The 20,423-nt window shown below is 43.5% G+C and carries 15 protein-coding genes; 6 read left to right on the forward strand and 9 right to left on the reverse strand.

Annotated features, from left to right (window positions below):
- The 8 genes from GL182_RS12815 to lpxK form a co-directional block, all read right to left on the reverse strand.
- Positions 1-5,696: PKD domain-containing protein (locus GL182_RS12815; RefSeq protein WP_163380058.1), on the reverse strand; the 5,696-nt coding region annotated here is incomplete at its 3' end.
- Between the two features lie 436 nt (positions 5,697-6,132).
- Entirely contained in the window at positions 6,133-6,780 is a 648-nt protein-coding gene (locus GL182_RS12820) for an exostosin family protein (RefSeq protein ID WP_317167803.1), read from the reverse strand.
- Entirely contained in the window at positions 6,781-7,110 is a 330-nt protein-coding gene (locus GL182_RS12825) for a hypothetical protein (protein WP_163380060.1), read from the reverse strand.
- A gap of 214 nt (positions 7,111-7,324) precedes the next feature.
- Entirely contained in the window at positions 7,325-9,010 is a 1,686-nt protein-coding gene (locus GL182_RS12830) for a GMC oxidoreductase (RefSeq protein ID WP_163380061.1), read from the reverse strand.
- Positions 9,011-9,020: 10 nt separating this feature from the next.
- Positions 9,021-10,265, reverse strand: a complete 1,245-nt coding sequence (locus GL182_RS12835) for an ABC transporter permease (RefSeq protein WP_163380062.1) — start codon at positions 10,263-10,265, stop codon at positions 9,021-9,023.
- 113 nt (positions 10,266-10,378) lie between these two features.
- Positions 10,379-10,990, reverse strand: coding sequence for a tRNA-(ms[2]io[6]A)-hydroxylase (locus tag GL182_RS12840; protein ID WP_205603645.1), 612 nt, complete (start codon positions 10,988-10,990; stop codon positions 10,379-10,381).
- Positions 10,991-10,998: 8 nt separating this feature from the next.
- Positions 10,999-12,924: a putative porin gene (locus tag GL182_RS12845; RefSeq protein ID WP_240469821.1), complete on the reverse strand. Its 1,926-nt coding sequence runs from the start codon at positions 12,922-12,924 to the stop codon at positions 10,999-11,001.
- On the reverse strand, positions 12,911-13,978 hold the full coding sequence (gene lpxK / locus GL182_RS12850) for a tetraacyldisaccharide 4'-kinase (protein WP_163380063.1): 1,068 nt from the start codon (positions 13,976-13,978) through the stop codon (positions 12,911-12,913). The genes GL182_RS12845 and lpxK overlap by 14 nt, the downstream gene beginning before the upstream one ends.
- Positions 13,979-14,022: 44 nt before the next feature.
- Between lpxK and GL182_RS12855 the strand changes: the two genes are divergently transcribed.
- The 3 genes from GL182_RS12855 to GL182_RS12865 all read left to right on the forward strand — a co-directional run bounded on the left by GL182_RS12855 (position 14,023) and on the right by GL182_RS12865 (position 16,401).
- On the forward strand, positions 14,023-15,123 hold the full coding sequence (locus GL182_RS12855; protein ID WP_163380064.1) for a Nif3-like dinuclear metal center hexameric protein: 1,101 nt from the start codon (positions 14,023-14,025) through the stop codon (positions 15,121-15,123).
- A gap of 3 nt (positions 15,124-15,126) precedes the next feature.
- Positions 15,127-15,894 (forward strand): zinc ribbon domain-containing protein, encoded by a 768-nt coding sequence (locus tag GL182_RS12860; RefSeq protein WP_163380065.1) that lies wholly within the window; start codon positions 15,127-15,129, stop codon positions 15,892-15,894.
- 96 nt (positions 15,895-15,990) lie between these two features.
- Positions 15,991-16,401, forward strand: coding sequence for a hypothetical protein (locus GL182_RS12865; RefSeq protein ID WP_163380066.1), 411 nt, complete (start codon positions 15,991-15,993; stop codon positions 16,399-16,401).
- On the opposite strand, the gene GL182_RS12870 is transcribed toward GL182_RS12865, so the two are convergent.
- Positions 16,391-17,020 carry a histidine phosphatase family protein gene (locus GL182_RS12870; protein WP_163380067.1) on the reverse strand — a complete coding sequence of 210 codons (630 nt, stop codon included), beginning with the start codon at positions 17,018-17,020 and terminating at the stop codon, positions 16,391-16,393. The two genes, GL182_RS12865 and GL182_RS12870, sit on opposite strands and share 11 nt — an antisense overlap.
- Positions 17,021-17,073: 53 nt before the next feature.
- On the opposite strand from GL182_RS12870, the gene GL182_RS12875 reads away from it, so the two are divergent.
- Genes GL182_RS12875 through menD form a run of 3 tightly spaced genes read left to right on the forward strand, consistent with a single transcriptional unit; the run spans position 17,074 to position 20,399 of the window.
- On the forward strand, positions 17,074-17,493 hold the full coding sequence (locus GL182_RS12875) for a hotdog fold thioesterase (protein ID WP_163380068.1): 420 nt from the start codon (positions 17,074-17,076) through the stop codon (positions 17,491-17,493).
- Positions 17,494-17,499: 6 nt separating this feature from the next.
- Entirely contained in the window at positions 17,500-18,702 is a 1,203-nt protein-coding gene (locus tag GL182_RS12880; protein WP_163380069.1) for a chorismate-binding protein, read from the forward strand.
- Positions 18,699-20,399, forward strand: a complete 1,701-nt coding sequence (gene menD / locus GL182_RS12885) for a 2-succinyl-5-enolpyruvyl-6-hydroxy-3-cyclohexene-1-carboxylic-acid synthase (protein WP_163380070.1) — start codon at positions 18,699-18,701, stop codon at positions 20,397-20,399. Before GL182_RS12880 ends, menD begins: the two co-directional genes overlap by 4 nt.
- The last annotated feature ends 24 nt before the right edge of the window (positions 20,400-20,423 follow it).

Genomic DNA, 20,423 nt, shown 5'->3' on the forward strand with positions numbered 1-20,423 from the left:
CCAAGGCTCGCATCGTTTGCCGTACCGCTATTCAGGTAAAGTGAAAAGTCAGGCGTAACTTCCGACGGTGAAACGGTTATTTCTATCGTGTCCTGAGAAGATTGCCCATTGCCATCTGTCACCGTCAGGCTTACCGCATAGACTCCTGCTGTGGCAAAGGTATGTTCGGGGTCTGCTGTCGTGGAGCTACTACCATCTCCGAAATCCCAAACATAGGATAGCGTGCCGCTGCCCGTAGAACCAGAACCGGTAAAGGAAACCGAAAGTGGGGATGTTCCTGTACTTACCGATGCCTCCGCCAGGGATACGGGACCTGTTGGCTCCACATACTCAGTTACCGTGATGCCTACATTGCTTGTGGCTGTTTCTCCATTTTCATCGGTTATGGTCAGGCTAACGTTATAACTTCCAGGGTTAATAAAGGTGTGGTTGACATCTTCATTAGTAGAGGTAATCCCATCCTTGAAATCCCAAAGAAAGGAAAGAGTCCCTGTACCCATTGATCCGGCGCTACTGAAATCTACCTGTAATGGGGCAAATCCAGATGTTGGGGAGGCTGTTAAATTAACGATCGGAGGTGCATTTTGTCCAATCAATTGAATCGATTTGGTTGCACTCAACCCATAATCAATCTTTAGAATTGCTTCCTTATCTCCTGATCCTACGTATTCAATTTCTACCTCAAATTGAGAATCCTTTCCTAACAGAAAATTATTGGTTTGCTGAGATTTAATAATAAAACTTGATGCATCAGTACCTTCTATGGTCATTGATCTGATAAAAATTCCTGTATTTCCATTTGCTACCTGAAGTTGGGTCCCCTTTATTTCTCCGCTATTTATAGTAAAGGTATTGTCCACCGAAAGCTCACTTGCAACAAGTGCGGTTCCCTTGGGCTCATCATAACCGAAAACTTCCATATTTTTTTGTGAGCCTCCACCTCTATTTGGAGAACCTCCCAAAACATACAATCCTTTTCCGGATACAATACCCTGGGTCCCATGCCTGGGGAAATTCATAGGAGCGAGCAAAAACCAGGATCCCTCAGCAGGGTCAAACATTTCAGCAATTGCCAGTGCTTCGGTTTGATTCTCCACTTCTCCTCCTGCGACAATAATTTTGTCCAGGTAATTGTTGGCAATTGCCCCTGCCCTGGGAGTGGGTAAGTTTTGTTCTGCCGGCAGGGTTGACCACGTTTTTGTACTGAAATTATACACATCTACTTCTGAAATCACAGGACTAAAAACACCACCATCTCCGCCACTTCGCCTACCAGAAATGACATACATTTGGTTTCCGACCACTGTAGAAAAGAAGTGGTCTCTCGCCTGTGGAGAATTCTCCAGGATGGTCCACTCTCCGGTTTGCGGATTAAACTCATCAAAATAATTAACTGCCCCTCCACTATGCCCCTGGGTATTACCATTGACAATAAAAAATCTCCCATTGTACACAACAACGCCTGCGGAACCCCTTTTTCTTCCGGAGGGAATTTCGGGACCCTGAATCCATTCCTGGGTAGAGGGATCAAAAATCCAAATATGATCAGCCGGCAATTCATTGGGGAAATTATTATTCTGGAATGCGCCTATGACCCAGATAAGCCCCTGGTATTCTACTGCCTGGAAATGGTTAAACTCAAAAGGAATACTATTGGGTAAAGAAGTCCAGGAATCATTTGTATAGTCATATATTTCCAAAGTCCTACTGCTTTCCCGCCCCCCAAGCAGGTAAAATTTATCTCCAGCCTGAACGAAAGAATTTTCATGTCTGCTCGTGTACTGCTGAGATTCATTTTTGATTTGCCAGGTTTGCTGAATTAAACTTGGGCTAATTGTCCAGGTAAAGGTGATTTCAACTGCATCTGAACTTGTGCCATCCTCATCATCAACAGTAACAGTAACCAGGTAAGGACTATTTACATGTGCGTCCTCATCCAAACTGCCGTAAATGGTTCCATTGGTCGGTTCTATAACGATAGATGGTGGTAGACCAACAGCGGTATAATTGAGGTTTCCATCTCCACCTGAGGCCTCAATGAATAAACTGCCATCCAGCTCTTCCCCTGAAGAATTGATAAGGTTGTCAGGGGAAACCACCACTATAGGATTGTGTATAAAAGTTCCGAATTTCCTAATGATTTCAATTCCATTGATCAGCGGATTTTCGGTTATTTTTATAAAATTAATATTCAATTCTTCGTCTTCCAACGTAATTGGAATTTGCTCCATTGCACCCACTTTATGGCCATATTGGCCAGATAAGTCTATTTCAGGTAATTTTACTTCTCCTTCTACTGCAACACTAAAAACCCTTTGCCCTGGTTGGGAGGTGCCGCTGTAACCATTACCCATGTAAAGGTTCACCAGATAATCTCCATTTGGAAGCGGTATGTCGAATTGCATGCTGGCAGTTCCATTATATCTTTCTGTATTGAATAATTGAACATACATTTGATCACTGATATAGGACGGAATAGATGCATGCCTGCCTGCCAATTCAAAGGTGTTGTTGCTTAATTTCCCTGCATTCACGCTGTAGGACTCGGTGGTCATAGATCCAGTGACACTATTGCTTAACCAGTCTGGATTATCTGAAGGATCATCCAGGACCCCTCCTCCGGCATTGATTCTCAGGAATACTTCAGTTCCTACACTCACGTTTACAAAGAAAGATTGGTCGATAAAAAAATTATCCTGGTCCGTTGCCCTGATGGTAATTTCTGATTGCCCTTCATCATTTGGAAAACTTAAGGTAAGTGTATTTCCGGAAATGGTAGCACCTACTGCAGGAAAGGTATTTCCTACGACAGCATAGGTAAGGTTCTGATTCCCTTCATTATCTTCAAAATATTGGTTTAAGTCGATCATCAGATCGGGATCATTGATGATCTTGTCAACATTCCCTAATTCTCGAATGATATAAGGCTGGTTTCCAACCACCCTAAAAAAATCCCAAACGCCAATAAATGAATCTTCAAAATCATTGGATGTTCCAAAAATTCCTATTGCCAAAGGACTACCCAACCCTTGAATGGCATTTTTAATGGTTCCTGAACTATAAATGGTTCCAACCGTTATTTTCTCTCCATTTCCAAAAATGTAAAAAGGCTGCACTGAACCGTCCAAAGGATCGACATCAAAGCCCAATGTGACTGAAGCCCCCGGATCAGGTCGGTCCTGAACAGGTATGGGGATCATTATGGGATTTGAATCGGGCACATCATTGATCTCCTGTGCTGCTATCAAATGCGTTGAAGTAAACACCAATTTAATAAAGTTACTTTGGGATCCATCTCCCATTTGTATACCCACTTCTCCATCACCGGTATATTCGTACAAACCTCCGGATGAAGCCAGTCCCAGTAATCCGGTACTGATCGTGTATTTCCCTGTTTCCAAACCAACATTGACTCCAAATTGGAAACCTTTTTCCTGGTTATTTATAGTACCATTTGCTGTACCGCCTGTCATGGAGACCTGAATAGCACCAGCTGCCCCCCCATAAATATCAGCAGGACCTGGTCTTTCATTTGGTTTATCCAGCCAATTCAGCCAATTTGGGTTAGGGGCTCCATTGTTCATCAAGCCAGTCAGTCCCAAGCCTAAATAACCACTTTGTCTTCCTTGTCTATCAAGCTGATTACTGAATAATTCATTATTAATGGGTAGATTCCTGGGTTCCCCCAACTGAAATGGATCGAGTTCGTCAGGAATCCCATCTCCATCATCATCCAGATCGTTTAAATCTGAAATGAAGTCTGCATCGAAATCATTTGGAATAGAAGCACCAGAACAGTAATCACTTCCGTTGTCAATTTCGTCTTGATTGGTATAGCCATCGAAATCATAATCTGCCAAAGGATCAAAATTCGGATCATTTTCAGCGATACAAAACACCTCATCGGAAGGGGTAAGTACCATTATTCTATTATCATAGGTAGCAACCCAAATGGTTCCTGGAAATATTTGATCATCTCCATTACAGGAGATCCCCAATGCATTACCTCCATTTAAATTCCATTTATTTGCTTCTAGGTTATTTAATGATCCATCAGGATTTAGATGAACCAAATGTAGCGATCCCCCACTTTTGCCAATCACCAAAGCCCCTTTTAGCTGGCCTCCGAAATTAGATCCCTTGTATTCGTCAATACCATTGGAATTAATGGGCAACTGGGTAATGATTTCAGTTTGGGGGCCATTCGGGTTGGGCAAAGATGGAGCTATGAAATCTGCTTCCTTCCCATCGGCCAGAGATAACGGAACAGGAGGCCAATTGGCAGGCAGACTATTGGCTGCATATTCGTCAAAACCCGGTGTCCCGGGGGCCACCGGTTGATGAATTTGTATCCTGAATTTATCTGTTGGCTGAAAATCGGGCACAATATTAGACCAATCACTGTCATCACCGACAAATTTGGTATACAAGCCGGCGCCACTCGGATTAAAAGGAAAACTTGACCCTTGTGAATATGGGTTTCCGGGATTAGCTCTCACCGGAGTTGGATGACCGCCATAGTAGGAACCAAAAGTATAATTGTCCAAATCCTGGGCGATAAGGTGTAGGTGGTCCTTGTTATCCACATATTCCCCTGAAGCACTTGGACTATTGGAATTACCACCTGGTTCGCCAACAAGAAAATTGTTGTTAACCAATAAGGGATCACCCTCATTTTCAGGAAGTCCACCCCAATTGACATTGGCTCCATTATCGGTAGCATAGACCTTTTTGCTTTCCGTAACTACCAGGTCATAGGAGTTTCTGTACCCACCTGAGAAAATTTGCACAGGCCCGCCGGCTACCAGCATGGCCATGTTTAGCCCGTCATTTCCCCCAAAAGGGTCGTTTTCATCAATCCCATCATATCCGGGATGGTTGGGGTCGTAAATAAAATTTTTATTGGGCCGGCTGGGATCGTCAAGGGTAGGAATATCATATTTTACCTGCCGCCCTGAAATGGGATCTAACTTAGTTTCCATCACCTCTATCGCCTCCAGGTCAACACTCAAGATGGCTGCTCCCAAGGCATATTCGGTAATGTAGGTGAAATTCTTGGAAGGGGCACCTCCATTTGTAAAGCCTCCACTGGTAACAAGTAAATATGGCTTGCCATTAATTAAGGTGTATTCCAAACCATTGGTGGAATGATTTTCTTCAGATCTAGGCAAACCCCTAACCAAATCAATAACTTCCCATTCAGAACCCGTCCAGGTCAATCTGGTGATTGTCCCTGAGTTGGTATCAAGCACCTTGTCTCCACTGGGACCTCCCCATTTTGGATCACTGGAAGTAGCATAGATCACAGGGTTAGATGCAGTACCCACCACTGTAATTCCGGTTATTTGGCGCTTATTCCTGTTGTCATAAGCAGGCTTACCATTGTCATCAAAATTGGGGATTTCTTTTACACCATTTAAAATTTCTACATCAGTAACCTCATATTGATTCAATCCAGCTTTTAAAATGGTATAAATTTTAATGGTCCCGTCTACCTGAGAAACATAAAGCCGTTCATCAGGTCCAAATTTGAGCGAAGTCCCACTGGATATTGGACTGAGGCCATTAAATTTTAAAGCAGTTTGGTCAAATCCAATGCTTTGACCATTTGAGCCCCGGCTAAATAGCAGTCCTGCTACTAAAGCTAGAAAAAACAGGGGGGATCGGGAGATAACTTTTTTCGCAAAACAGCCCATTTTGCATCATCGTAAAGTGGAAACTTGATTGACCTGTAATAGAGTTCGGAAAAGAAAATCGAATCAACAATTTCAAGCAATATAAACAATAAAATTTAATAATCAACGTTTTAGTGTTTTTTAAATTCATTTTTATGTATTTAAGAAACCCATAAATTTTGAATGATGTCAAAATAAACCGATAGTAAATATTTTATTAGCTAATCACCATAATTATTATTAGATAAATTATATAAAATAAATTAAAACTTGCTATCTTATATTTTAAAAAAAGTGAGGACATAGTACCCTCAGTACCACGCTCACTTGAAAAACCAATAATTTTGTAGACAAGAAAACGACCGGAGATGTCTATTAGGAAAAAAGAAAATTTAAATCTTCAATAACAGGGTGCAGATTACCTGATTAAGCAATGGTTTTAGCTGCCGGAAAAAAATTACCGTTTCATTAACGTGTTTTTAAAGTAACGCAGCAGATTTTTAAAATGAAAAGGTCTCAAAAATTGAAAGTATTTAGCTGATTCATAGGTAAAATGGGGATGCTTTCGGTCCTTCTGAAGTTCTGTGGACAATCTGGCTATTTGAAGAAAGCAAACTTCTTTTGAAAACCACTTTTCCCAATTTTTCCTTGCAATTTTCCCCATCTCAAGGGCCCTTGACCTGTTTTTCAATAGCAATTCAGGTAACTTGGCAATGTGCTTTTCAGGTATCCGGATAGAAAACTCATCCCATTGTGGGCCCTCCATGGGAATCCACTCATCTGAAATAATAACCGGAGCAATTCCCATTTCCATGGTTTCGTAGAGTCGATAAGAATTCACTCCATGGCCCCTGGGGCATAAAACGAAACAACTGTTATGACTGACCTGGATAAATTGCTCTTCAAACAACAGTTTTTCCTCACCACTTAATTCCCATAAATATTTATCGCTGGTATCTTTTAGAAAACAATTATCAAACTTAATATTTAAAATTTCATTCCGTACCGGGTGCGTACGGGAAGCACCTATAAAAGAAAACAAATATTCTGGCTCCTTCCTTTCCTTGGAATAGGAAATTGAGGTGTTTTCAGTATGCCTCCCAATTTAAGGGCCAGACCTTTCCCTATGTGGATTGTAAAATTTCTTTTCAAAAGACGGAGAAATGGTTGGTATCAGGGCTAGGGGATTGTCGCTATCCGTATAAAGAATCACCTTGTGATAAAATCTTTGGGTTAATTCATGGGTCAATACTTTGAAAAAATAAGGGTCTGAAACTGGATGATGTTCTAAAAATAAGATGATGTCGGAAGCAGCCGGGTCATCAACTAATGTATGGGTATCACTTCCACTTAATGCTATGGATTCCCTGATCCAATTCACTCCAAAATTATTAACGGGATGAAAGGGGTATGCGGAAGTGATATAGAATTTCATTTGACAATTTTTTATCAGTATGCGTTATTTCCAAATTATTCTCCAAAAAAACAAGCAATAATCTATAATCTCTCCAATTAGGCCCTGACCTTTTCCTCCGTTTTTTGACAGGGCCAGACTGAAGTCATCAGCGAGTGGATAGCATACGCAACAAAATTCCTGTTACGGTGCTGACCCTGTATAAACCCGATTGCCTGGACTCCCGCCACCGGCTTCATCCCATCCCTTTGAGGGATTTCACAGCATGGTCTACAGCCCTAGCTGTAAAGGCCATATAGGTCAGACTTGGATTCTGGGTACCGGTAGAGGTCATGGACGCTCCATCTGTGACATAGACATTTGGGCAGGCATGCATTTGGTTAAACCTCCCCAGAAGGGAGGTTTTGGGATCTTTACCCATCCTTACGCCACCCATTTCGTGGATATCTAGTCCCGGAGCCTGTTTGCTATCATTTTGACGAATATTTTTGCAGCCTGCACTTTCCAGCATTTCAGCTCCCTGATCCAAAAAGTCCCGAAGGCTTTTCTCATCATTATCATCATAGCCCACATCTACCCGCAACTGAGGCATCCCCCACTCATCTGTCTGATTTTCATCTAGATATACCCTATTGCTCTGTTTTGGAATGGTCTCTCCCTGCATCATCATGTATACACCCCAAGGTCCGGCTTCTGAGTTAGCGTCCTTAAAATCCGGACCAAAATCCTCGTTTCGGGCACCGCCCCAACCGCCCCTGCCAGCCGAGTAAAAAGTCATGTATCCACGCAGAAAGTCCATCTCCTGCTTTTTGACGTTTCTGAAATTCGGAAGCATCACTGCAGTGGGTCGCCTTCCATAATAATAGGAGTCCAGATGACCTTCCATGTGGGCTGATAAGGAGCCCCGATAATTATGAAAGGCTATATGGGTACCCAAAAGTCCGCTGTCATTGCCCAGACCATCTGGAAAGCGGCCCGATTTGGAATTCAGCAAAATAAGGTTGGAGTTCAATGCAGAAGCATTGACGAAAATCACCTTTGCAAAATATTCAGTAGTCTCTTTACTTATGGCATCTATGATTCGGACACCTGTAACCTTACCTGCCTTATCGTCATAAATAAGGGAATGAACCACGGAATGAGGCCTGATGGTCAGGTTTCCGGTCTTTTCTGCAGCAGGAAGGGTAGAAGAATTTGAGCTAAAATAGGCCCCAAAAGGGCAACCCCGCTGGCAAAGACTCCGGGCCATGCACTGTCCCCTGCCCTGGGCTTTATGGTGGTCCTGGGGCTCCGTCAAATGGGCACACCGGCCTATGACAAATTTCCTGTCCGGATAAGTCTCCAGGATGCGTTCCTGAACGATTCTCTCCACTTTGTTCATTTCCCAGGGAGGTAGAAATTCTCCGTCGGGAAGGGTATCCAGTCCATCTTTGTTTCCACTGACCCCAATAAACTTTTCCACATGGCTGTACCAGGGCGCGATATCGGCATATCGGATGGGCCAATCTACAGCAAATCCATCCCTGCCCGGGCCTTCAAAGTCATAGGAACTCCAGCGTTGCACTTGCCGCGCCCATAGCAGGGACTTACCGCCAACCTGATATCCCCTTATCCAGTCAAAAGGTTTATCCTGAATGTAAGGGTGCTCCTTGTCCTTGACAAAAAAATGGTCTGCATCGTCTTTAAAGGCATAACAACGGGAAACCACGGGATTTTCTTTCCGCACCTCCAATGGCAATTGTCCTCGAAGGGGAAACTCCCAGGGCGGGGTATGCATGGTGGGATAATCCTCCCTGTGAGTCACATTCCTACCCCGCTCCAGGACCATTGTTTTCAAACCCTTCTCGCACAATTCCTTTGCAGCCCATCCTCCGCTGATACCTGACCCGATGACGAGGGCATCATAAATATGATCATTCATGGTAATTCATTTATTCATAACGTAATGATTCTATAGGGTCCAGACGGCTGGCTTTATAGGCTGGAAGTAGTCCCGAAAACAAGCCTACCAGGATACAAACGACAAAGGCAAATATGATCCAGACCCATGGAACCAAAAAACCTCCAGGACCTACGGAGTTACCCACCAGGTTACCAATGCCTATTCCCATCAGGACACCCAAAATCCCCCCCAAAACACAGATGACTATCGCTTCAATCAAAAATTGCTGCCGGATCAGTTTAGGTGTGGCTCCCATGGCTTTACGGATACCAATTTCCCTGGTCCTTTCGGTTACAGATACCAGCATGATATTCATAAGACCGATGGCTGCTCCCAGCAAGGTAATGAATCCAATCCCAAAGCCGCCTATTCGAAGAAAACCGGCGATTTCTTCCAGACTTTCTCCAAGGGTTTGGGACTTGACTACTTCAAAGGAGTCCTCCATTCCGATACCATCCTCCCGGATGGACCGCATGATTCCGGTGGCCTGTCCCATTTCATAATCCAATTTTACAGGGTCTTTTCCCGCCACGGTGATGGTATACCGAAAAGTACCTCTTTGATCCAGATTTCTGGCATTCAGGACAGGAATCACAATGGCCCTGTCTGCACCGGTATCCCCTCCTACTCCGCCTTGCTTTTCCATCATACCTACAATGGTGTATCGCTTACCAAAAAATGAGATGTACGCACCTACAGGCTCTTCCCCAACATTAAAAAGGGATTTCTGGATTTCTGTACCGATTACACAAACATTGTTGCCATACTGGATTTCCACATTACTGAAATTCCTGCCTTTTGCTATGGTAATTCCTTTGATCATAAAATAGTTTTCATCCCCTCCGATAATGCGGCTATTGGGGTTGGTTTTTTTTGAACCCCGCTTCACCTCCGCTGAACCTGTCACTGAAGTAGTGATGGTAGACAAACCCATTTGGCTGTATTCTTTTTTAAAAGCCTCTGCTTCCCTAAAAGATATGTTGGGGTAATTTTTCGGTGCAACTCCCGAAGAAGTGGCCCTTCCTCCGGAAAAGCCCCTGCTCCTTACATCAAAATTATTGGCCCCAAATCCGGAAAGACTTTCCTCAATCTGAGCCTTCATGGCATCTATCGCAGTTAGCATCCCCACCAAGGAAGTGATGCCTATCGCAATGATCAAACCCGTTAAAATGGTACGTAAAAGATTGGCTTGTACCGACCGGAAGGCCTCCCTTATATTCTCGATCAAATTCATGCTTTGTCCGTAAATGGCCACTTATGATAAAATGAACCAACTATTTCGATAATATTAACCATTTATTGTTTTGCAGCAAAGTATTTCCGAAAATTTAACAAACTAGCCAGGCATCAATGCATCCGGTCTCCCCTGATAGCCAAAGTTTCCATGACCTCCTTTTCAAAAGCCAACCATTCTGCCCAGCGTTTTTCCACCTTATCCGGATCATGGTAAGCTTTGGCCAGTTGGATAAAATTCACATAGTGTCCTGCTTCAGAAATCATGAGCTGGTAATAAAACTGTTGAAGCTCCTCATCTTCCAGGTTTTTCCAAAGTATTTTGAAACGTTCACAAGACCTGGCTTCAATCAGGGCATTCATCAGCAAGTGCTCCGTCAATTGGTCTGTCCTGCTACCGCCTTTGCGCACAAAATTTTGCAACTGCACCACATATTCGTCTTTTCTGGGGTGCCCAAACTTGTAGCCGCGTTTGCGGATCTGCTGCATTACGGCCTCAAAATGCGCCCATTCCTCCGCCACCACCGGACTGAGCACATCCACCATTCGGTCAAATTCAGGAAATTTGATAATTAAAGAAATACAGGAAGAAGCCGCCTTTTGTTCGCAATAGGCATGATCCACCAATATTTCTTCCAGGCTGATTTTAGCCACATCCACCCAACGAGGATCTGTGGGCAACTGCAACCGCAACATTTTTTGCTTTGTCGATTCCTGCCAATCCATATTTAAATTTAATCAAAGAAATACCAACTGATCCCAAGGTCCAGCATATTTTTCAAACCGGTATAACCAGGCGTGACAAAATAACCGTCATTCTCCATCAGGCCAGCATTCAGGTGGTTGTACCTGAATAAGACCCTGGTCCGGTTGATTCTGAAGTTTAAAAAAGCGTCTGCTACCGGATAGGCAAATACATTGAAATCATTTTGCAAGTAAAACTGCTGGGTTGCCGGCATGTAGGCCGGAGCAAAATTATCCGACCTGTACCTTACTTCCAGCCCCAACTGCACATACACATTCTCATTGAATAAGGGACCATCGAAGAAAAACCGGGAGTTGACAAATAATTCGGGAATCCGGAATTTCTCCGCAGCCCCACCGGTAATCAAGGAGTAATAAGCCTCAGACTGCCAGTGAAATTTACCAGCAAAAATAAAATGTGCATTTACCCCCGGAATAACCATAAATGCCTCTGAAGAAATCTGCTCAGGCACCTGCTCTTCATTATAAAAAACGTAGTTATTAACCCGGTTGATTGTCAGGTTGGGTCTGATTTTAAAGTGAGGAAAATCAGCTTTAATGGTGCCCTTGATCTGATCTACTCCTGTATTGGAGAAGTTGTTATCCCATTGGTAATGATTCCCCTGATACCTCTCCTGGGCGAAACTTGGCTTATACAAGGCTTTGGTATAGCTGACATCCAGAAAGGGAGAGATAAACAGGCCTTTGATGTGGTACCCATTGGGAATAAGGTATTCCCCCTCCGCCTCAAACATCCAGTTTTCATTGATCTCACCCCTCAACGCTCCTCCCAGATATAGCTCTGTAAAGGAATTGTTAGAGCTAAAAAACCTGCTGGCCATTCTTCCTGAACGAAATTTAAGATAAGCATTGTAATAAACCGGACCAAAATCTCCCTTAAAGCCCATTTCATTTTTCCATTCCGAGAAATGGTTGTGGTTATTGGTCGTATCGGTTTTACTGTGTACCAAAGTGGTATCCGAGGAATTGAACCGATTTTCGTTAAAAAAGGCCGCATCTGTGGTTCCGAGATTACTGAAAAAAGTCACCTCCTGCTTTTTTTTATCGAAAACATGGTAGGCCTGCCAACCTTTCAATAACTCGTATTCATGATACAGGTGGTATTCCTGTCGCAAATCTACCGCTTTGGAATTCCTTAGCCATACTTTGGAATCCTCGTAGGTAAAATACAGCGAGGTGGTATCTACCTCTGGGGGTATGATTCCGCCCTGCTCATTGACATTATGCTTCATTCTGGTAAAACTGGCCAAGAGCCGGTATTTTTCATTTTCAGAATGATAATTGGTATGGATCTCATAAGAATCATTGACCACATTGTTATCGTCCCTGCGCGTTGGATTTAAAGTTTTCCTTGCACGTATGGTACGGTAAGCAATGCCTACATTCCAATTGGGCTTGATATTCCTGACAAATTCCACATCCAGTTTATTCCGGTTCCCTCCACCAAAAAAGGCAGCAATATTGGTATGGGGAGATTTGGTATCATAATACTTGATACTATCCGCTGAGTTGTGATATAAATTATAAGCATCAAAACCTGAGGTGCTACCTATCTGCTGCGAAACCTCATAGAAAACAGGCCTGGCTGCAGTCCCCAAATTGGCCAGATCCTGGTATTTGTACCAGGTGTCTGCCACCGCTTCGTAGTTGTGAAAGCCGGTGAGGGCAGTATCCAGCTCCAATTTTTCAAATCGATTGTTCCTGACAGATTTTTCGTAAAAATAAAGTGAGGTATTGGGACCATAGACCATTTTGGTAGAATCATCCAGTAATCCCCTCCTGGGACTATTTTCATCCTCATCTTCGGTAGGTGATTGCTGGGCCTGCAAGGGAAAATTCAGCACCAGCAACACTGCCCACACAGCAAAAAAGAAATTCCTCCTATTTTTCAACACCTGTATTTTTTGTTTTTATTATTTCATGCACCCGATACAACAGATCATCCGCATCCTTTTTATCCATAGCTACTGCTACAGGCAAGATAAAAACCGGAAGGTGCTGTAATATTTTCAATAATCTTTCATCCCTGAGTTTAACGGCATCTTTTTCAGTGGTGATTATGGCCGGCTTTTTATCCCTGAATTTGTCACAAATGCGCCTTATTGACTGCATGTCCTTTTCAGCATAGCGGTGATGATCAGGAAAGGAAATCACTTCCAAGACCTGATGGTTTTTGGTTAATTCATTTAATATGGGCTTGGGGTCCACTATTCCTGTTACCAAAATCAGGTTTTTGCCAAGGCCCCTATCTCCATTCTGCAAAGGATACGGCCTGCCATAATTCAATCCGGCAAAAAAAACGGGGGTCTCCTTGCGGGTAAAACATTTTATTTTGGTAGTCATTAAATCCTTTTCTTCCTGGGAAATTGTATTCGGGCACTTCGTTACTACTACTGCGTCAGCCCGATTGGCATTTTTTCTCCCCTCTCTGAGCCGGCCCATGGGCAGCAGGTGATCTTTATAAAAGGGTTTTTCAAAGGTAGTCAACAATATATAGCCATCGGCTTTCAGGTAGCGGTGCTGGTAAGCATCATCCAGCAAAATAGCCTGCAGCCCATTTGCTGCAGCCAGCATCATCGGGATAGCCAGTATCCTTTCCTCTCCTACTGCTACCTGGACCTGACTTTTAAATTTGGAATAAACCTGAAAGGGCTCGTCTCCAATATCTTCCGGCCCCACTGTTTCATCCGCAATCCTAAACCCGCTTGTTTTACGGCCATAGCCTCTGCTCAACACCCCAAGGGAAAGACCTGGTGAAAGGTGTTTGATCAAAAATTCCACAAAGGGCGTTTTACCCGTACCTCCAACGGCAAGGTTGCCCACCACGATGGTGGGCACTTCAAAGGCCTGACTTCTTTTCAATCCTGCATCAAACAGGTGGTTTCGAAAAGCGGTGATCCCCCCATAGATCAAGGCAAAAGGAAACAACAAAAAGTCTGGGAAGCGCATTGTGGATTTTTTTGTAGTTTTGATTGAAAAACAAAAGCAAATATATGGTTTATTTGATTAAGGATGTCATTTCTCATTTAGAATCCATAGCTCCCTCCGCTTATCAGGAAAGCTATGACAATGCCCGGCTGATAGTGGGCAGCCCGGAGGCTCAGGTGACAGGTATCATTTGTTCGCTGGACGTAACGGAAGTAGTAGTAGAGGAGGCCAAAACCAAAGGTTGCAACCTGATCGTAGCCCATCACCCCATCATTTTCAAAGGTCTAAAAAGTTTGACAGGCAAAAATTATGTGGAAAGAACAGTCATAAAAGCCATAAAAGATGATATTGCCATCTATGCCGTACATACCAACCTGGATGCCGTACACCAGGGTGTAAACCAGAAAATCGCTCAAAAAATCGGCCTGTCGGACACGAAAATCCTGGCCCCCAAAAAAGGCCTACTCACCAAGCTGACCACCTTTATTCCCAGGGATAACTCAGAGGAAGTTCTCCAGGTCTTATATCAGGCAGGAGCAGGAATAATTGGCAATTACTCCCACTGCAGTTTTCAAACAGAAGGAGAGGGGACCTTTCTCCCCATGGAAAATGCCACCCCCCATATTGGCTCCAAAGGAAAAGAGGAAAGGGTGGCGGAAAAAAGGGTAGAATTGATGTTTCCGGCACACCTGCAGTCAAAAGTCCTACAAGCCCTTAAAAGTGCCCATCCTTATGAGGAAGTGGCCTATTACCTGCATCCTTTGGACAATGATCACCAGGAAGTAGGGTCCGGTATGATCGGACAGTTGCCCGAAGCCATTCCCGGAATGGATTTTCTTCAACACCTGAAAAAATCCATGGGCCTGCAGGTACTGAAACATACAGCTGTTTTGGACAAGAAAATCAGCAAGGTAGCCCTTTGTGGAGGAGCAGGAATATTCCTGCTGGGCCAGGCCATACAATCCGGTGCAGATGTGTTTATTACGGCTGATGTAAAGTACCACGAATTCTTTGATGCAGATCAACAGATTTTATTGGCAGATATTGGACATTATGAAAGTGAAATTTACACAAAAGAACTTTTAAAAGATTTATTGTCGCAAAAATTTAGTAATATTGCAACCTATTTGACAAATGTAGTTACAAATCCAATAAGTTACCTTTAGTAAATGGAAAGTCCGGTCGCACAAAAATTAGAAGCTATTCTTAACCTTCAAAATATTGATTCACGTTTAGACGCTATTTTTAAGGTGAGGGGAGCCCTTCCCGAAGAAGTTCAGGATTTGGAAGATGAAATCATAGGCTATGAAACACGCCTGAGCAAATTCAACTCAGATATAGCGGCTACAGAGGATGAGATCAAAAAGCATAAAGATGCCATCAAGGAATCTGAAAAACTGATCAAAAAGTATCAGGAGCAGCAGATGAATGTGAGAAACAACCGGGAATATGATGCCATCACCAAAGAGTTGGAATTACAGGATCTGGAAATTCAGGTTTCTAAAAAGAAAATAGCGGAAGCGCAAATAAGAATTGAGGAGAAGCAAAAAGATATTGCTGACCTTAACGAAATTCTGAAAGACAGGCAAAACGACCTCGATCAGAAAAAAGGAGAGTTAGATACCATCGTTTCAGAAAGTGAAACAGAAGAGAAAAAACTGAAAAACGAAAGGGATAAAGCTGCCAAAAAAGTGGAAGACCGCTTGATCAAGTCTTATGACAAAATCAGAAATAATGCCAAAAACGGCCTTGCCGTAGTACTGGTAAAAAGGGGAGCATGCGGCGGCTGTTTCAATATAGTACCTCCTCAGCGACAGGCTGAAATCAGGGAAAGAAAAAAGATCATCGTCTGTGAACATTGTGGAAGAATTTTGGCGGGGGTAGAAGATGAAATTGTGGAGGAACCCACTCCCAAACGAAAAAGATCTAAAGCTTAAAATATATAAAACCGGAAATTTTCCGGTTTTTTTTGTTGTATTGGAATCCAATTCATTTTTTGTTTCGTATATGATAATTACATATATTACGAATCTATGAAAACAGTCATTTTAGCCCTGCTCTTATTAGGCCTTGGTCAGGTCTCTTCAGCGAAAGATAGTCCGGAAAAGACTTTTTTAATCATCTTTAATGAAGCAGAGCTAAAACGCATTCAATCCAGCCCTGCAAAAGTTGAATTGAATTTTCTAAAAACTTTTGAAACCAAGGCCTACGGCGGAAATTCGGAAAGGGCCCTGATGGTAACCGTCCCATTTGCCGACTGGACGGTTTGTGAAATGGGTAGTATGGTGGTCAAAATCACGGACAGCAAGGAAGTGCCACTGGAGGATATTGCTTTCCGGATCATAGACATGGATGAATGCCAGGAAAATTTCAAGGCTTTGCTTTCCAAGACCGAGGACCAAAAGCAGAAGAAAAAAATCGCTACCATTAAGCTTACTTTATAGCTTTAATTTTTTTCAGTGGAGACGGATGGTATTTGTCCAGGTATATCAGGCCGTTTGAGGCTTCATGCAATTCATAACAGCATAGGTTTTCATGCCTGAACACATCCATATAACGCAAATCGTATCCCAGTAAAACTGTCATTAATATACGAATAGCCCTGCCATGCATACAAATCAAGATATGCTCTCCTCCCTGGCTTAAAATATACTTCATGGCCCTTTTTAGCCGTACTGCGACGTCCATCGGAGATTCGCCCCCTCCTATTTTATGATCCAATTCTCCCGCAGACCAGTTGTCCAACATGTTGAGGTAATACTGGTTTTCGTCATGATCCATCGGCAGGCCTTCATAATCCCCCCAGGAAATTTCATTCAGCTCAGGCAACTTTTCCTGGTAGATGTCCCGGCTTAAAAATTTTTCTATGGATTGCCTGGTTCGGATAAGGGAGGAATAGTAAATGTGATCAAAAGGAATGTGTTTGAAATTTTCATAAAACGCTTCTGCCTGTTTCCTGCCGGTGTCATTTATAGGGGCATCTATCCCGCTTCCCTGTACCACCCCTTTGAGGTTATAGTCCGTTTGCCCGTGCCGCACCACATATATTTTTTTACTGCTCAAGATTCTTTATTTTTGATTCCAAAATCAAAGGAAAAAATTTTATTCCATAATACATGATATTTAAGGAAAAACCGGATCTTAATTTTTTAAACCAATTGGGAAAGGAGAGCATGACCGGTTATCTGGAGATTACCTATACTGCCATTGGAGATGATTTTCTGGAAGCTACGATGCCAGTATCTCCAAAAACCAAACAACCTTTCGGATTGTTACATGGAGGAGCCAGTGTGGTTTTGGCGGAAAGTCTTGGATCTGTGGCGGCCTTTCTTACCATTGACAATGACAAATCCTATGCTGTAGGACTCGAGATCAATGCAAATCACCTCCGGCCTGTAAAAGAAGGGATGGTAACCGGAAGGGCCAAACCCATTCATCTGGGTAAAAAAACCCAGGTGTGGGAAATAAAAATAAAAGATTCTCAGGACAAGTTATCCTGCATCAGCCGCATCACCCTGGCCATTCTTCAAAAGTAAGATTTAATGGAAACAACCAATACCATAGCCGAAATTACCAAAGAAGTATTTCTGGAAACCCTGCTGGCCAGGGCGCTGGAAGATCACTTGCCCATTGCCATTTGGAAAAAGCCTAAATCAACCCTAATAGAAGTCGTCATTGATGAAGACAAAAATGGTATCAAACAGCCTGGAATGGATCTGGACCAATTGCCTCCGGGGTTTATGATCCATCCTTTTCTTCATTCGGCCGGGCAGCAGCCTTTCTTCATCAAAGCCACCAACTACTATCGGTTCAGACTGGACAAAAGTCAATCTGCAGAGGATCATTTTCCCCTACAGGAAAATCCAAGGGAAGATTTGACAAAAAAAATCCGCGAAGCCATCCATTATTTCCCTCCCAGCAAAAAGGCAAAGGTCTCCCGAAAATCAGGTTTTACCAAAACAGTGGCCAAGGCGATTCAATCCATTCAGGAAGGGAAACTATATAAGGTGGTTCCGGCACGGCTGAAAAAAATGAAACTTTCCGCAGACTTTGATCTAGCAGCTACCTTTCTGGCCCTTTGTGATGCCTATCCCAATGCCTTTATCAATTGTTTCTACAGTGAAACCACCGGGTTTTGGATGGGTGCCAGCCCTGAAACCCTGATCAAAACCAGAGGAGATAGTTTTTACACCATGGCCCTGGCGGGAACTCAAAAGGCCCAGGGAGACAATCCCTTGAAAAATGCTGCCTGGACCCAGAAGGAAATAGAAGAACAGGCATTGGTCAGTCGCTATATTGTAGATTGTTTCAAAAAAATCCGACTCCGGGAATACCTTGAATTGGGGCCAAAAACCACCATCGCAGGAGGTTTGCTGCACCTCAAATCTGAATTTTTGGTGGATATGAAAGCTACCAATTTCCCCCAATTGGGCACGGTCATGTTGGAATTACTTCATCCAACTTCTGCCGTATGTGGCATGCCCAAAGCTGAGGCCCTGGCATTCATTGCTGCGGAAGAGGCCTTTGACAGGTCCTATTTTTCCGGCTTTATCGGCCCGGTTAATATGGATGGAGAGACCGCCTTGTATGTCAACCTCCGCTGTGCCAAACTGGAAAACAATGAAGCCTTACTTTTTGCAGGAGCGGGGATCACAGAAGATTCAATTCCTGAAAAAGAATGGGAAGAAACCGAAATGAAATGTAACACCATTGCCAAAATCATCAAAACCAAAAAATCTCCTTGATACTCCCTCAAATCACCCACCTGGTTTCCATTTGTGCAAAAAGTGGTATTTCCCAAGCCATACTCTCACCAGGATCCAGGTGTGCTCCACTAACCCTGGCATTTATCCGGCATCCTACCATCCATTGCCGTACCATTTCAGATGAGCGCTCAGCAGCCTTTATGGCTTTGGGCATGGCCCAGCAACTCAATAAGCCCGTGGTACTGGTCTGCACCAGTGGTTCAGCCGCCTTGAATTACGGCCCGGCCATAGCAGAGGCCTTTTACCAGCAAGTCCCTTTATTGGTCCTGACAGCAGACCGTCCGGCAGAATGGATAGATCAATGGGATGGACAAACCATCCGGCAACAAAATGTGTATGGGCCGCACGTCAAAGGCAGTTTTTCCTTTCCTGATGATGCTTCCTTACCGGATAAATTATGGCATGCCAAAAGAATCGTAAAGGAGGCGCTCGTTTTGGCAAAAACCTTCCCCTATGGTCCGGTCCACATCAATGTACCCTTAAGGGAACCCTTTTACCCTTTACCTCAGGAAACCTATCATTTCGACATCACCGCAATGGAGCCTGTTTTGGAAGTCGAAGCAGGAAGCAAACACATCAGGGAAGAAGTGTGGCAAAAATTAAAGAACCAGCTGTCAGGTTTCAGGAAAATACTCCTTCTCCCAGGCCAGCAACCACCCCATCCTAAGATAAAACGCTTATTGTCGGCCATCATTCAAAAGCAAGGTGGGGTTTTGGTGACAGATGTGACCAGCAATATGGCCCAGCCGCAGGCCATCATTCACCATGATTTCTTCGGGTTAAACCCGGAAAGGCACCAAGACATGGTGCCCGATTTATTGATCAGCTTCGGTAAATCCATATTATCCAAATCCCTGAAACAGTTTCTAAGGAATTGCCCGCTGTCACACTGGCATATTTTGCCGGAAGGCCCGGTTCCGGATCCATTCCAGCATTTGAATCAAATCATCCGCTTGCAACCGGATACCTTTCTGGAATTCCTGCTTCAGGAAGGCCCTGTCATAGATCCCTCTTTCAAACAAAGTTGGGAATCCAAAAATGAATATGTAAAAGAGCAGCTACCTGAGCTGCTGCAAGAAGCTTCGTTCGGGGAGTTGAAAGCATTGTCCGGTCTTCTTTCTTCCTTACCTGCAACAGGAAAAGTTCATTTGGCCAACAGCATGGCGGTGAGAAATGCTAATTTTCTGGGGATAAGCCAGGAAAAGGTAGAAGTCATCTCCAACAGGGGCACCAGTGGTATCGATGGCAGCAACAGCACGGCTGTAGGCTGTACCTTTACTACCAAAGAACCGGTGACCCTGATAACCGGTGACCTGGCTTTCTTTTACGACAGGAACGCATTTTGGCACCAATACAACATGGCCAATCTCAGGATTATTTTATTCAACAATCATGGTGGTGGTATATTCCGCATGATCGAAGGGCCTGCTAACTTACCGGAATTGGAAGAATATTTTGAAACCCAGCAACGCCTCAACGCCAGTAGTCTGGCCGCTGAGATGGATTTTGAATACAACCTGGTCAAATCCATGCCTGAATTAAAAAAGGTTTTGACAAATTTCTTCCACGATTCCATCAAACCAAAAATAATCGAGATCGAAAGTAGCAGTGAAACCAACACCAGGATATTGAAGGCCATACAGCAAAAATTTAATGCAACCTTCGCTAAAGAGTAATTATATTGGAAAAACGGTCCCATT

The sequence above is a fragment of the Cyclobacterium sp. SYSU L10401 genome (assembly GCF_010993705.1).
GTDB lineage: Bacteria > Bacteroidota > Bacteroidia > Cytophagales > Cyclobacteriaceae > Cyclobacterium.

Coding starts and splice junctions, on each gene's coding strand:
- GL182_RS12825 (WP_163380060.1), bottom strand. CDS start 7,110: ATGAAATTCTATATCACTTCCGCATACCCCTTTCATCCCGTTAATAAT.
- GL182_RS12830 (WP_163380061.1), bottom strand. CDS start 9,010: ATGAATGATCATATTTATGATGCCCTCGTCATCGGGTCAGGTATCAGC.
- GL182_RS12835 (WP_163380062.1), bottom strand. CDS start 10,265: ATGAATTTGATCGAGAATATAAGGGAGGCCTTCCGGTCGGTACAAGCC.
- GL182_RS12840 (WP_205603645.1), bottom strand. CDS start 10,990: ATGGATTGGCAGGAATCGACAAAGCAAAAAATGTTGCGGTTGCAGTTG.
- lpxK (WP_163380063.1), bottom strand. CDS start 13,978: ATGCGCTTCCCAGACTTTTTGTTGTTTCCTTTTGCCTTGATCTATGGG.
- GL182_RS12855 (WP_163380064.1), top strand. CDS start 14,023: ATGGTTTATTTGATTAAGGATGTCATTTCTCATTTAGAATCCATAGCT.
- GL182_RS12860 (WP_163380065.1), top strand. CDS start 15,127: ATGGAAAGTCCGGTCGCACAAAAATTAGAAGCTATTCTTAACCTTCAA.
- GL182_RS12865 (WP_163380066.1), top strand. CDS start 15,991: ATGAAAACAGTCATTTTAGCCCTGCTCTTATTAGGCCTTGGTCAGGTC.
- GL182_RS12875 (WP_163380068.1), top strand. CDS start 17,074: ATGATATTTAAGGAAAAACCGGATCTTAATTTTTTAAACCAATTGGGA.
- GL182_RS12880 (WP_163380069.1), top strand. CDS start 17,500: ATGGAAACAACCAATACCATAGCCGAAATTACCAAAGAAGTATTTCTG.